11 protein-coding genes are annotated in these 14164 nt (G+C 45.5%); all 11 read left to right on the forward strand.

Annotated elements, in window-relative coordinates:
- Positions 1-5 precede the first annotated feature (5 nt).
- The 11 genes from murE to lpxC all read left to right on the forward strand — a co-directional run bounded on the left by murE (position 6) and on the right by lpxC (position 13736).
- Entirely contained in the window at positions 6-1505 is a 1500-nt protein-coding gene (gene murE, locus VTH8203_RS02700) for a UDP-N-acetylmuramoyl-L-alanyl-D-glutamate--2,6-diaminopimelate ligase (protein WP_096992253.1), read from the forward strand.
- Positions 1502-2866 (forward strand): UDP-N-acetylmuramoyl-tripeptide--D-alanyl-D-alanine ligase, encoded by a 1365-nt coding sequence (locus VTH8203_RS02705; RefSeq protein ID WP_096992254.1) that lies wholly within the window; start codon positions 1502-1504, stop codon positions 2864-2866. Before murE ends, VTH8203_RS02705 begins: the two co-directional genes overlap by 4 nt.
- Positions 2863-3945, forward strand: a complete 1083-nt coding sequence (gene mraY / locus VTH8203_RS02710) for a phospho-N-acetylmuramoyl-pentapeptide-transferase (RefSeq protein WP_006072711.1) — start codon at positions 2863-2865, stop codon at positions 3943-3945. Before VTH8203_RS02705 ends, mraY begins: the two co-directional genes overlap by 4 nt.
- A 23-nt stretch (positions 3946-3968) precedes the next feature.
- On the forward strand, positions 3969-5297 hold the full coding sequence (gene murD / locus VTH8203_RS02715; protein WP_096992255.1) for a UDP-N-acetylmuramoyl-L-alanine--D-glutamate ligase: 1329 nt from the start codon (positions 3969-3971) through the stop codon (positions 5295-5297).
- 14 nt (positions 5298-5311) lie between these two features.
- Positions 5312-6538 carry a cell division protein FtsW gene (ftsW, locus tag VTH8203_RS02720; protein ID WP_096992256.1) on the forward strand — a complete coding sequence of 409 codons (1227 nt, stop codon included), beginning with the start codon at positions 5312-5314 and terminating at the stop codon, positions 6536-6538.
- Entirely contained in the window at positions 6525-7586 is a 1062-nt protein-coding gene (murG, locus tag VTH8203_RS02725; protein ID WP_096992257.1) for an undecaprenyldiphospho-muramoylpentapeptide beta-N-acetylglucosaminyltransferase, read from the forward strand. Before ftsW ends, murG begins: the two co-directional genes overlap by 14 nt.
- Before the next feature lie 18 nt (positions 7587-7604).
- On the forward strand, positions 7605-9065 hold the full coding sequence (gene murC, locus VTH8203_RS02730; RefSeq protein ID WP_096992258.1) for a UDP-N-acetylmuramate--L-alanine ligase: 1461 nt from the start codon (positions 7605-7607) through the stop codon (positions 9063-9065).
- Positions 9066-9295: 230 nt separating this feature from the next.
- The gene (locus VTH8203_RS02735; protein ID WP_096992259.1) at positions 9296-10087 is read left to right on the forward strand and encodes a cell division protein FtsQ/DivIB; all 792 of its coding nucleotides are present in this window, start codon (positions 9296-9298) and stop codon (positions 10085-10087) included.
- Between the two features lie 110 nt (positions 10088-10197).
- A complete protein-coding gene (gene ftsA, locus VTH8203_RS02740) occupies positions 10198-11460 on the forward strand; it encodes a cell division protein FtsA (RefSeq protein ID WP_096992260.1) in 1263 nt (420 codons plus the stop codon).
- 29 nt (positions 11461-11489) lie between these two features.
- Positions 11490-12719 carry a cell division protein FtsZ gene (gene ftsZ / locus VTH8203_RS02745; RefSeq protein ID WP_096992261.1) on the forward strand — a complete coding sequence of 410 codons (1230 nt, stop codon included), beginning with the start codon at positions 11490-11492 and terminating at the stop codon, positions 12717-12719.
- Between the two features lie 99 nt (positions 12720-12818).
- Positions 12819-13736 carry a UDP-3-O-acyl-N-acetylglucosamine deacetylase gene (gene lpxC, locus VTH8203_RS02750; protein ID WP_096992262.1) on the forward strand — a complete coding sequence of 306 codons (918 nt, stop codon included), beginning with the start codon at positions 12819-12821 and terminating at the stop codon, positions 13734-13736.
- Positions 13737-14164 lie beyond the last annotated feature (428 nt).

The following is a 14164-nucleotide window of genomic DNA, read 5'->3' on the forward strand; positions in this document are numbered from 1 at the left end:
AAACAATGTTGACCTCTTTGACATTGGCAAAACTGCTAAAACCATGGATTAGTGAACCAGAAAGCTCATTAACCCATTCGTCTCTTGATGACATTCTTGTCTCTAATTTGGAGCTTGATAGCCGCGCCATTCAAGCAGGCGACACATTTGTCGCTATTGTTGGCCATACTGTTGATGGTCGTCTGTTTATTGAAAGAGCGGTACAAGCCGGTGCCACTTCTGTGTTGGCGCAAGCAGACAGCCAATACAAGCATGGTCAAGTTACCTATCTGGATGATGTACCAATCATTCACCTTTACCAGCTCGACACATTGCTCTCTGTTATCGCGGCACGCTTATATCAATATAAGCAACAAGTAATTGGGGTAACAGGGACGAATGGCAAGACGACTATCACTCAGTTGATTGCTCAATGGATTGGTTTACTCGGTAATAAAGCTGCGATCATGGGCACCACAGGCAATGGCTTCTTAGATCAGCTTGAAGAGGCAAAGAACACTACAGGTAGTGCCATTGATGTACAACGAATCTTAGCAAAGTTAGATCAGCAAGGTGCGAATTATACAGCGATGGAAGTGTCCTCTCATGGCTTAGTTCAAGGGCGTGTTGCTGCTGTTCCATTTAAACTGGGGATTTTTACCAACTTGAGCCGCGACCATCTCGATTATCACGGCACCATGGAAGGATACGAGGCCGCTAAGAAACTGCTATTTATGGGCCATCATTGCGAACATGCGGTTCTGAATATTGATGATGTGGTTGGTCGCCGTTGGTTGACGGAGCGAACTGATGCGATTGCGGTGTCTGTGGAAGGTCATCAACTCGGTGAGAAAGGGCTTTGGGCTACGAGCGTTGAATACAGTGATAGCGGCATATCGGTAGAGTTCGATGGCTACTTTGGTCAGGGCGTACTGAATGCACCACTGATTGGTCAATTTAATGCCAGCAACCTGATGTTGGCGTTTACGGCGTTATTATCGCTGGGTTTTGATATTGAACAGCTACAAAAAACTGCGCCGAAGCTGCAGCCAGTCTTGGGAAGAATGGAGCTATTTCAATCTGCAAACCAACCTAAAATAGTGGTCGATTACGCTCATACGCCTGACGCTCTTGAAAAAGCGCTGCTGGCATTGCGGGTGCATTGTGAAGGCAAATTGTGGGTCATTGTCGGCTGCGGTGGTGACCGAGATAAAGGGAAACGGCCAATGATGGCGGCGATCGCTGAGCGTTTAGCTGACCACGTTATTCTTAGTGACGATAATCCTCGAAGTGAGAATCCTGCAGCGATTGTCGAAGATATGTTGGCCGGTATGAGCCAACCGCAAGCTGCTATTGTTGAACACAAACGGTTTGATGCGGCGCAGGTGGCGATGAACCAAGCTGGGGCATCGGACATTATTTTACTCGCTGGTAAAGGTCACGAAGACTATCAGGTTATTGGCACCGAAACGGTGCATTACTCGGACAGAGAATCGGCCGCAACATTATTGGGACTTACATTATGATTGCATTAACACTATCTGACATTGCCAATATTGTTGAAGGTTCGCAGAGTGGCGGTGAGATTCAAATCCAAGAAGTCACGACAGATACTCGTGCGATTCAGTCTGGAGCACTGTTTATTGCGTTAGTCGGTGAGCGCTTTGATGCTCACGATTTTTGCCAGCAAGCTGCTGATAAAGGTGCCGCCGCACTCATTGTTGAACGTCAACTGGATATTGATATTCCGCAGGTTATCGTAGCAGATAGTAAAGTTGCACTTGGCTTATTAGGGGCTGAAGTGCATCGTCGTTGTGGGACAAAAACTCTTGCCATTACTGGTAGCTGTGGCAAAACCACAGTAAAAGAGATGGTGGCGAGTATCTTATCTGGCCTTGGACAAGTGCTATACACAGCTGGCAACTTCAATAATGATATTGGTGTTCCACTGACATTACTTCGCAGCACACCACAAGATGACTTTTCTGTTATTGAACTCGGTGCGAATCATATTGGCGAGATTGCTTACACCACGGCGCTGGTGAAACCTGATATTGCCATGGTTAATAATGTGGCAGAAGCGCACCTAGAGGGCTTTGGTTCTCTTGATGGCGTGAAAACTGCGAAAGGTGAAATTTACCAGGGTCTCACAGCCAACGGGACAGCGCTGATCAATCTCGATAGCCAAGGTGAGTCGATTTGGTCAGAAGTTTTACAAGATAAAAACCTTATAACGTTCTCTAAACAAAACACTAACGCCGATTTTTATGGCTCTGACATAGCGATGTCATCAGAGGGCTATCCGTTATTTACACTGCACACACCAATCGGCAATGTCGAACTGCAGTTGTCATTGCTAGGTGAGCATAATGTGGCGAATGCCGTTGCTGCGAGTGCTTTGGCGATTCAATGTGGTGCGACCTTAGAGCAAATCAAAATAGGTTTGCAATCGCTAAGTAAGGTTAAACGTCGTGTTGATGTCGAAAAACTTACTGAGCACATTACCTTAATTGATGACAGCTATAACGCCAGTGTGCCTGCGATGAAAGCGGCGGTTGACTTGCTTGCACAGTTTAAGCAAGGGCAGCGCTGGTTGATTCTGGGTAATATGGCAGAATTGGGGCATGAAAGTCTTGCACTTCACAAAGAAGTCGGACAACATGCTGCTCCTTTCGCATTTGAACATGTTTTGACCTATGGTGAAGATGCGAAGATTATCAGTGACCTATGTGGTGGTATGCATTTTCAGAGTCACGACAGCATGCTTGAATATATCGAGCGCAATTTAACACAGCTAAACCAGACCTCTCATACCTTATTGGTGAAAGGGGCACTAAGTGCAGGCATGTACACCATTGCTAATGCACTGAAGGAGACTTACACATGATTATTTGGCTTGCGGAATTACTACAGCCATACTTTTCTTTTTTTCGACTGTTTGAATACCTGTCATTCAGAGCCATAGTCAGTGTGTTAACCGCTTTAGGGTTGTCCTTATGGATGGGACCTAAAATGATTGCTCGCCTGCAAATGTTGCAAATCGGTCAAGTTGTTCGTAACGAAGGTCCTGAATCGCACTTTAGTAAGCGCGGAACGCCAACCATGGGCGGCGTGATGATCTTGTTTGCGATTACATTAACAGTGTTGTTGTGGTCTGACCTAAGCAATCCTTATGTTTGGGCTGTATTGGTTGTTTTACTTGGCTACGGCGCAGTGGGTTTTGTCGACGATTATCGCAAAGTTGTCCGTAAGAACACTGATGGTTTGATTGCTCGTTGGAAGTATTTTTGGCAGTCAGTTATCGCTCTGTTCGTGGCTTTCGCTTTATATGCTCATGGACAAGATACGGCGGCAACTCAGCTGGTTGTGCCTTTCTTCAAAGACGTAATGCCGCAGATGGGGCTGTTTTATATCGTCTTCACCTATTTTGTTATTGTAGGCACAAGTAACGCTGTAAACCTGACGGATGGTTTGGATGGCTTGGCTATTATGCCGACAGTACTTGTAGCGGCGGGTTTTGCGGTTATTGCTTGGGCTACGGGCAACGTTAACTTCGCTAACTACCTACATATTCCTTATATCCCCTATACCTCAGAGTTGGTCGTTGTATGTACCGCAATGGTTGGTGCTGGCCTTGGTTTCCTTTGGTTTAACACGTATCCAGCACAAGTGTTTATGGGTGATGTTGGCTCACTGGCACTTGGTGGTGCACTTGGTGTGATTGCGGTGTTGGTTCGTCAAGAGTTTGTGCTTGTTATTATGGGCGGTGTATTCGTAATGGAAACGCTGTCGGTTATTCTTCAGGTAGGTTCATACAAACTGCGTGGCCAGCGTATTTTCCGTATGGCGCCTATTCACCACCACTACGAGCTAAAAGGATGGCCGGAACCACGTGTTATTGTTCGTTTTTGGATTATTTCAATCGTACTAGTTCTTATTGGATTAGCCACTCTTAAAGTACGTTAGAAACGCAGTAGGACACTCAGTTCATGGATTCTTGGCAAGACATAAAGCAAGTGGTTGTAGTTGGGCTCGGTATTACCGGGCTCTCTGTCGTTAATCATGTTAGAAAAAAACACCCGGGTGTGACCTTGCGTGTGATGGACAGTCGGGAGAACCCTCCTGGTGCGGAACAGTTACCGAGCGGGGTTGAACTGCATACGGGAAGTTTTAATCCAGAGTGGTTGAATCAAGCAGATCTTATTGTTTGCAACCCAGGTATTGCCCTGGCAACGCCAGAAATACAACAAGCGCTAAACAAAGGCGTTCGAGTGGTAGGCGATATCGAACTGTTTGCTTGGGCCAATAATAAACCAGTGATTGCGATTACGGGTTCTAACGGCAAAAGTACCGTGACCGACCTAACCGGAGCAATGGCTAAAGCTGCGGGTATCAACGTGGGTGTTGGCGGTAATATCGGCGTTCCGGCTTTAGATCTACTGGAACTGAATGCCGATTTATATGTCCTAGAATTATCTAGTTTCCAACTCGAAACCACCTCTTCTCTAAAAACCAAGGTATCGACATTTTTGAACCTGTCTGAAGACCACATGGATCGTTACCAAGGGATGGAAGATTATGCTCAAGCGAAACGCCGTATTTTCTTCAATGCGGAACATGCTTTGGTAAATCGAGATGAGTCAGAGACCTACCCAGAGGATGATGAACTTCCTGTCGCTACGTTTGGTTTTAATGATCAAGACTTTGGTATGCGTGAAATTGATGGACGAGTCTGGCTCGTTGACAACGGTGAAGCCATTATTTCCACCGACCAGCTTCGTTTGGTTGGCAAGCACAACTGGTCTAATGCGCTGGTAGCCTGTGCACTGCTCAAGCTGAGCGGTATCGACTATCGACAAGGTTTGGCTTGTTTGACCGCGTACACTGGCTTGAGTCATCGTTGCCAAGTGGTTGCGGATGAAAAGGGCGTCAAATGGGTGAATGACTCCAAGGCGACTAATGTGGCAAGCACGCTCGCGGCGTTATCTGGGCTAAGCTTGGCGGGCAAACTGTATCTCTTGGTAGGAGGTGTTGGTAAAGGCGCTGATTTCTCAGAGTTAGCCAAACCACTGTCCGAGTTGAATGTGACGTTATGCTGTTTTGGGCGTGATGGGGATGAGTTCATGGCTTTGCACCCGTCGGCAGTTCGATATGACACGCTCAATCAAGTTCTAACCGACATGACTCCCAAACTGCAAACGGGGGATATGGTAATGCTATCGCCTGCGTGCGCAAGCTTTGATCAGTTTGCTAATTTTATGGCTCGTGGAGATGACTTTACTCAGTTGGCTCAGCAATTTTCAAAACAAGTTAGCTAAACGGACTCACGACTATGCTCCATCAATTTCGACAAAGGCTAACAGGTTGGTTCTCGCAACCAGCTCCTGATGCTCTGTATGATAGACAGTTAGTGTGGTTAGCGTTTGCATTGATGATTACCGGTTTGGTCATGGTAACGTCGGCTTCTTTTCCTATTAGCTCAAGACTTACTGACCAACCATTCCATTTCATGTTTCGACATGCGATTTTCTTGGTTCTAGCGCTTGGGACATCATCCATTGTTCTACAAGTTCCTACAGAAAAATGGTTTCGCTACAGTACGTACTTACTTGCGTTGTCGATATTCCTTTTGGTTGTCGTATTGGCCGTGGGGAAATCTGTCAATGGTGCGTCGCGTTGGATCCCGCTAGGGCTCTTTAACTTGCAGCCCGCTGAGGTCGCTAAATTGTCACTGTTTATTTTCATGTCGAGCTATCTGGTTCGTAAGCAAGATGAGGTGAGGCAATCCTTCTTTGGCGGTTTTATCAAACCGATCATGGTGTTTACGACCTTTGCTATTTTGTTACTGGGTCAGCCTGACTTAGGAACAGTGGTTGTGATGTTGGTGACGCTGTTTGGGATGCTATTTATTGCGGGCGCAAAGCTGTCTCAATTTATCGCGTTATTGGTGGCTGGCGTCGGTGCGGTTATCGCTCTGATCTTGGTGGAACCTTATCGTGTGCGTCGTGTAACCTCGTTCCTTGACCCATGGGAAGACCCTTTTGGGAGTGGCTACCAGTTAACACAATCACTAATGGCATTTGGCCGTGGGAATTTAATGGGACAAGGGCTAGGAAACTCGGTGCAAAAACTGGAGTATCTGCCTGAAGCTCATACTGACTTCGTCTTTGCGGTTCTCGCTGAAGAATTAGGCTTTATTGGCGTGCTGTTAGTGTTGTTGTTGGTGTTTGCGCTAGTCATCAAAGCACTTTACATCGGCAAGCGTGCCTTTGAGAAAAAGCAACTATTTGGCGGCTATCTCTCTTTTGCGATTGGTATTTGGTTTGCTTTTCAAACGTTAGTCAACGTTGGCGCTGCTGCTGGTATGGTTCCTACCAAAGGTTTGACATTGCCCTTAATCAGTTATGGTGGTTCCAGTCTTATAATTATGTCCGTTGCGGTGTCGATACTGCTACGTATCGACCATGAATGCCGTCTGTTACCAGACATCGATGAACCTAGACCTCAGGAAGCGCCTCCTGAGAAAGACAAGAAAAAAGCCAAAGATGAAAAAGAATAAACGTTTAATGGTGATGGCTGGTGGTACTGGCGGTCACGTGTTTCCGGGTCTTGCGGTTGCACACCGACTGCAAGAACAAGGTTGGGAAATTCGCTGGTTAGGCACGGCTGATCGCATGGAAGCCGACTTGGTGCCAAAGCATGGTATTGAGATCGACTTCATTAAAGTGAAAGGTCTTCGAGGGCAGGGCATAGCCAAACTTATTAAAGCGCCATTTCAGATATTTAGTGCCATATTACAGGCAAGAAAGCACCTTAAAAAATGGCAACCTGATGCGGTTCTTGGCATGGGTGGTTATGTGAGTGGGCCTGGTGGCATTGCGGCTTGGACCATGGGTATTCCAGTAGTATTACATGAACAAAATGGTGTGGCGGGATTAACCAATCAATGGTTATCAAAAATTGCCAAGAAAGTGTTTCAGGCTTTCCCTGGCGCTTTTCCTAATGCTGAAGTCGTCGGCAATCCAGTAAGACAAGATTTAATTGATATTGAAGAACCGCAACAGCGACTTGAAGGTCGCGAGGGTGATATTCGTATTCTTGTCATGGGGGGCAGTCAAGGCGCACGTATTTTAAACCAGACGTTACCTTCAGTCATGGCAGAGCTTGGCTTAGGCTATACAATCCGCCACCAAGCGGGTAAAGGGAGTCGCGAAGAAGTGGCCGAACTGTATCGCGCCAATGCAGTTGACAACGCAGACGTTACCGAGTTTATCGATGATGTCGCACAGGCCTATCGTTGGGCTGACCTAGTGATTTGTCGCTCTGGTGCATTGACGGTCTCTGAACTGGCGGCGGTCGGTGTGGGCGCAATATTTATTCCTTTTATGCACAAAGATCGGCAGCAAGCGCTTAATGGCGATCACTTAGTTCATTGTGGTGCCGCCTATATGATTGAACAGCCGGATTTAACGGTAGAAAAATTGGCGCAGCAGGTAAAACAGCTTGGTCGCTCGCAGTTACTAGCGCTTGCGATAAATGCAAGAAAAGCCGCTAAACTTGATGCAGATACACGCGTCGCCCAAGAAATTATCGAATTAACAAAATAGATTGACGAGATTTAATCCATGACACAGCAACATACTCAAGACCTAGCACAAATACGTGCCCTGATACCTGAAATGAGACGAGTGAAGTGTATTCACTTTGTTGGAATTGGTGGCGCTGGCATGAGTGGTATCGCCGAAGTACTGCTTAATGAAGGCTATCAGATTACCGGTTCAGATCTTGCTGAAAACGCTGTGACAGAACGTCTAACTCAAAAAGGTGCCACGGTCTATATTGGTCACCATGCAAGTAATATTGAAAACGCAAGTGTGGTGGTGGTTTCTACCGCTATTGACCCAGAAAACCAAGAGCTAGTGGCTGCAAAAGAGCTAAGAATTCCAGTAGTGCGCCGCGCTGAAATGCTGGCGGAACTGATGCGTTTTCGACACGGCATTGCTGTGGCTGGTACACACGGAAAAACCACGACGACGGCACTGGTTACGCAGATTTACTCGGAAGCGGGTATGGATCCAACCTTCGTTAATGGTGGTTTGGTGAAAAGTGCTGGCACTAACGCTCGACTAGGCTCAAGCCGAATCTTGATTGCTGAGGCGGATGAAAGTGATGCTTCTTTCCTCCATCTGCAGCCTATGGTGAGTATTGTTACCAATATTGAAGCAGACCATATGGATACCTATGGTGGTGACTTTGATACGTTAAAACAAACCTTTATCGATTTTTTACATAACCTGCCATTCTACGGTCAAGCGGTGATGTGTGTTGATGATCCTGTAGTGCGTGAATTGATTCCAAGTGTTAGCCGTCAAGTGATCACTTATGGCTTCTCTGCGGATGCAGATGTGCGAATCGAAAACTACCGACAAGAAGGCCAGCAAGGTAAGTTCACGGTTGTCAGAAAAGACCGAGAGAACTTAGCGATTACTCTGAATATTCCGGGTCAGCATAATGCCCTGAATGCCGCCGCTGCGATTGCCGTTGCGACGGAAGATAACATTGATGATGAAGCTATTGTAAACGCTATGCTTGGAACTGAAGGAACGGGACGACGTTTTGAGCATCTTGGGGATTTTGAAACAGGCAATGGTAACGTGATGCTAGTGGATGATTATGGCCATCATCCAACAGAAGTTGACGTAACGATTAAAGCAGCACGCAATGGTTGGGGAGATAAGCGTTTGGTGATGATTTTCCAACCGCATCGCTATAGCCGTACTCGCGATTTATATGACGATTTTGCCAATGTTCTTGAACAGGTCGATGTTCTTGTGATGCTGGATGTCTATTCAGCAGGTGAGGCACCAATTGCCGGAGCGGATGGCCGTTCACTATGTCGTACTATTCGTACAAGAGGTAAGCTGGATCCTGTTTTTGTTCCAGATGTGAATGCGTTACCATCGGTTTTATCGAATCTTTTGCAAGAAGGCGACCTTCTTCTGACGCAAGGCGCTGGTGATATCGGTAAAGTAGCCAGAAAGCTTGAGCAAATGAAGTTGGATATTAAGCAGATGCAGAATAGCTAACGTCCGTTCAACTAGCAAAAAACTTAACTGTTCGACTAAGCTATCGAGAATTTTGATCGCTGAGTCGAACATTTTTGTTATTTCAATGTGCAAAAGCCGATATTTCTTAGGTTCAGTGTTTGATAGTTTGATATTCATTAGTATAATCCTAAGGTTAACAATATTAGATTAGACTCTTATTCCACTATCTTAAGGACAGGCGAAGAGAAGTTAATAAAGGGCCAAAGAGTTTGACTGAAACTTCAGAGAGCAGTGCAGAATCAACGCGTCGAATTACCTTGTTATCTAAACATGGGGTCGGGGCGGTTTTTTTATTGGCTGTGATCACCGTAATAGGTTCAACACTTTACTCCACCATTAGCTGGATGTGGGATGACCAGCGCCTTCCTTTATCAAAGATAGTGTTACAGGGCGATTTGACTCATGTAACCGCCAAGGATGTGCAACACGCGTTTGCTAACCTTGAACACATAGGCACCTTTGCGTCTCAAGACATTAATGTGTTGCAGCAAAGCGTCGTGCAGATCCCGTGGGTGTCTCAGGCCTCCGTGCGTAAACAGTGGCCAGATACAGTAAAAGTCTTTCTAACTGAACACCAAGCTAGTGCCATTTGGAATGGTATTGATATGCTAGATAACAACGGTGTTGTGTTTAGTGGTGACGTGTCTGAAATAGAAGAGCAAAAAGTAAAACTCTATGGCCCGAAAGGGACAGAGTTGCAAGTGCTTCAAACTTACCGCGACAGCAATGGGCAGTTGGCACCTTTAGGTCTATCTATCTCTTCATTGGTGCTGAATGAGCGCCGCGCTTGGCAAGTTATTTTAGACAACGGCATTCGATTAGAATTAGGTAAAGATTCTAGGCAAGAACGTCTTGAACGTTTTATTTCTCTTTATCGAAAGCTAGGTGATCAAGTATCAAAAATCAGTTATATCGATCTACGGTATGATACTGGTGCCGCTGTAGGGTGGTTTCCGGAAGAAGCGGAAACCAGTCAGACAGAACATAACAAAGTAGGATGACTGGTATTACGTATCGGTAAAGCAGTTTATCGATACCTAAGTTCAGTTTGGACATTGAGCAACAAGATTGTTCGCTGGAAATTGAAATATTTATAACAAAGAGAGTACAGATGACGAAGACCACGGATGACAATATTATTGTCGGTCTTGATATAGGCACTGCAACAGTATCTGCCTTGGTCGGTGAAGTATTACCCGACGGTCAGGTCAATATTATTGGCGCTGGTTCCAGTCCTTCTCGAGGCATGGATAAAGGCGGTGTAAACGACCTAGAGTCAGTGGTTAAATCCGTACAGCGTGCGATCGATCAAGCTGAATTGATGGCAGAATGCCAGATTAGCAATGTATTTATTTCTCTTTCAGGCAAGCACATTGCGAGTCGAATTGAAAAAGGCATGGGAACCATTTCCGAAGAAGAAGTGTCACAAGATGATATGGATCGGGCGATTCATACCGCGAAATCCATAAAAATTGGTGACGAACAACGTATTCTTCATGTGATTCCTCAGGAATTTACCATAGACTATCAAGAGGGGATTAAGAACCCGCTTGGCTTGTCTGGTGTTCGAATGGAAGTGAGCGTTCATCTGATTTCTTGTCACAATGATATGGCAAGAAACATTATCAAAGCCGTTGAACGTTGTGGACTGAAAGTTGAACAGTTGGTTTTCTCTGGATTGGCTTCTAGTAATGCGGTTATTACTGAAGATGAACGAGAGCTTGGTGTTTGTGTGGTTGATATCGGCGCGGGAACAATGGATGTATCCATTTGGACTGGTGGCGCACTTCGACACACCGAAGTTTTCTCCTATGCCGGCAATGCCGTTACCAGTGATATTGCATTTGCATTTGGTACGCCTATTAGTGATGCAGAAGAAATTAAAGTAAAGTATGGTTGTGCATTAAGTGAACTAGTGAGCAAAGATGATACCGTTAACGTTCCAAGTGTTGGTGGTCGACCATCTCGTAGTTTGCAACGTCAAACATTGGCTGAAGTGATAGAACCACGCTATACAGAATTAATGGGACTGGTAAATCAAACCATTGATAATGTTCAAGCTAAACTAAGAGAGAATGGTGTAAAACATCATCTCGCAGCAGGCGTAGTCTTAACGGGCGGCGCAGCACAAATTGAAGGGGTTGTGGAATGCGCAGAACGCGTTTTTCGTAACCAGGTTCGTGTAGGCAAACCTCTAGAGGTGAGCGGCTTAACGGACTATGTAAAGGAACCGTATCATTCTACGGCCGTTGGATTACTTCATTACGCAAGAGACAGTCAGATCAATGACGACAATGATTATAACGAACCAAAACGTCAATCGGTGTCGACAATCTTTGGAAAGTTGCGTAATTGGATACAAAAAGAGTTTTAACCTGAGTTGCAGGAAAACGGAGATAACAAATGTTTGAACCGATGATGGAAATGTCTGACGAAGCAGTCATTAAAGTAGTTGGAGTCGGCGGTGGCGGTGGTAACGCTGTAGAACACATGGTTCGTGAATCAATCGAAGGGGTTGATTTCATTAGTGTGAACACGGATGCTCAAGCACTTCGCAAAACGAGTATTAGTCACGTCATTCAAATCGGCGGCGATATTACAAAAGGCTTGGGTGCGGGTGCAAACCCACAAGTTGGACGTGATGCAGCTCTCGAAGATAAAGAAAGAATTAAAGAAAGCATTACTGGCGCCGATATGGTGTTTATCGCAGCTGGTATGGGTGGCGGTACCGGAACCGGTGCAGCTCCAGTTATTGCTGAAGTAGCAAAAGAACTGGGTATCCTTACGGTAGCAGTGGTAACAAAGCCATTCAGCTTCGAGGGTAAAAAGCGCCTAGCATTTGCAGAGCAGGGTATTGAAGAGCTATCAAAGCACGTAGACTCTTTAATCACTATTCCAAATGAAAAGCTACTTAAAGTACTCGGTCGTGGTGTCACTCTTTTAGAAGCCTTTGCAAGTGCGAACGATGTTCTTAAGAATGCTGTTCAAGGTATCGCTGAGCTAATTACTCGCCCGGGCATGATTAACGTCGACTTCGCGGACGTACGTACTGTGATGTCTGAGATGGGTCATGCGATGATGGGTAGTGGGGTTGCTAAAGGTGAAGACCGTGCAGAAGAGGCCGCAGAAATGGCAATTTCTAGCCCGCTACTAGAAGATATCGATCTAGCTGGTGCACGTGGTGTTCTTGTGAACATTACTGCTGGCCTAGATATGCGTCTAGATGAGTTTGAGACGGTTGGTAACACAGTCAAAGCATTTGCTTCTGATAATGCTACAGTGGTTATCGGTACATCTCTAGACCCAGATATGAGTGATGAAATTCGTGTTACTGTTGTTGCTACAGGTATTGGCAACGAACGTAAGCCTGACATCACGTTGGTAGCAGGTGGCAAAACACCAGTGACAGCAAGTCAGCCGCAACAGCAAACACAAGCTCCAGCTGCAAAAGTTGAAGATAAAGTGGCACAAACTTTGCATGCAAATAAGCAGGGCAAGGCTGAGGTGAATACGCCAAGTCATTCGGGCTCAAATGCACCAGCATCAGGCGCGAATACCAGTGCTGCACCAAAACCTGAAAAGGAAAGTGGCTACCTAGATATTCCAGCATTTTTACGCCGTCAAGCAGACTAAGCTGTTCGCTTAAATTTGACACAGCTCAAAAATCTGGTAGGATTCGCGGTTGCTTACATAATCAACCGTGATTTGTAGCGTTGAAGAAGAGGTTTGTAGATGATCAGACAACGTACGCTTAAAGAAATAGTGACTACTGTAGGAGTGGGTCTCCACTCTGGCCGTAAAGTAACACTAACTTTGCGTCCAGCGGCTGCTAATACTGGTGTCGTTTACCGTCGTACTGACGTGAATCCGCCTGTGGATTTCCCTGCGGATCCTCTTTCTGTGCGCGACACTATGCTATGTACTGCTTTAGTGAATGATGAAGGTGTTCGTATCTCAACAGTAGAACACCTAAATGCAGCATTAGCAGGCATGGGTATCGACAATATCATCGTTGAGGTCGATGCGCCTGAAATCCCTATTATGGATGGCAGTGCAAGCCCGTTTGTATACTTGCTACAACAAGCAGGCATCGAAACTCAGAATGCAGCAAAACGCTTTATCCGTATTAAGAAACCTGTGCGTTTCGAAGACGGTGATAAGTGGGCAGAGCTTCGTCCATACAACGGTTTCCGTATGGATTTCGAGATTGAGTTTAACCATCCTGCGATTGATGCTGACGAACAGCGCTTGCAGTTTGATTTCTCATCTCAGAGCTTTATCAAAGATATTTCTCGAGCTCGTACATTTGGCTTTATGCGTGACATTGAGTACTTACAGTCTCAGAACTTAGTACTTGGTGGCAGCTTTGACAACGCTATTGTGTTAGATGACTACCGTATTTTGAATGAAGAAGGCCTTCGTTTTGATAACGAGTTTGTTACTCATAAAGTGTTAGACGCGATCGGCGATTTATATATGGCTGGTCATGCGATTATCGGTGAGTTTTCGGCGTATAAATCAGGGCACGGTCTAAACAACCAGTTGCTTCGCACTGTACTAGCAGACCAAGAAGCGTGGGAATGGGCAACGTTTGAAGAGCAAGCAGGCTCGCCAGTGGCTTTTGCAGAGCCAAACATGGTACTTGCATAATTACCCTTGCTAGCATTTGAAAAACCAGACTTAGAGTCTGGTTTTTTTATGTCTGCCAAAAGCGATGCGGCCGTTTATTGCCTGTTTGAGATGAGTTCTGAAGTGGCAAAGATCTGGTTAGGATCTTTGCGATCTTAAGAGCAAGCGATTGATAGAAGATTCACCGTGCAGTTTAAGTTTTCAATTTTAATGTATGCAGTGGCTATCTCCGGCTAGAAATATCCGCCACAATGCAGCCTTGAAAATAGCTTGATATGACAAAACTTCCAAACACATCAAACTAATTACGGTTAGTTTGTATTGAAGCTTGGTTGTTAGGGCAAAAATTCCTTAAACTATGTGCCATTAATTGGTTTATCTGCCTTGAAATTTAACAGCTTGAACTCAATATCAGTTGGTATAGATTTTATCTCAGTTAGGACAATAGA

This window comes from Vibrio thalassae (assembly GCF_900089835.1).
Taxonomy (GTDB): domain Bacteria; phylum Pseudomonadota; class Gammaproteobacteria; order Enterobacterales; family Vibrionaceae; genus Vibrio; species Vibrio thalassae.

Bases quoted from the DNA above. Each gene is read 5' to 3' on its own strand.
- murE (WP_096992253.1), top strand. From the start codon at position 6: ATGTTGACCTCTTTGACATTGGCAAAACTGCTAAAACCATGGATTAGT.
- VTH8203_RS02705 (WP_096992254.1), top strand. From the start codon at position 1,502: ATGATTGCATTAACACTATCTGACATTGCCAATATTGTTGAAGGTTCG.
- mraY (WP_006072711.1), top strand. From the start codon at position 2,863: ATGATTATTTGGCTTGCGGAATTACTACAGCCATACTTTTCTTTTTTT.
- murD (WP_096992255.1), top strand. From the start codon at position 3,969: ATGGATTCTTGGCAAGACATAAAGCAAGTGGTTGTAGTTGGGCTCGGT.
- ftsW (WP_096992256.1), top strand. From the start codon at position 5,312: ATGCTCCATCAATTTCGACAAAGGCTAACAGGTTGGTTCTCGCAACCA.
- murG (WP_096992257.1), top strand. From the start codon at position 6,525: ATGAAAAAGAATAAACGTTTAATGGTGATGGCTGGTGGTACTGGCGGT.
- murC (WP_096992258.1), top strand. From the start codon at position 7,605: ATGACACAGCAACATACTCAAGACCTAGCACAAATACGTGCCCTGATA.
- ftsA (WP_096992260.1), top strand. From the start codon at position 10,198: ATGACGAAGACCACGGATGACAATATTATTGTCGGTCTTGATATAGGC.
- ftsZ (WP_096992261.1), top strand. From the start codon at position 11,490: ATGTTTGAACCGATGATGGAAATGTCTGACGAAGCAGTCATTAAAGTA.
- lpxC (WP_096992262.1), top strand. From the start codon at position 12,819: ATGATCAGACAACGTACGCTTAAAGAAATAGTGACTACTGTAGGAGTG.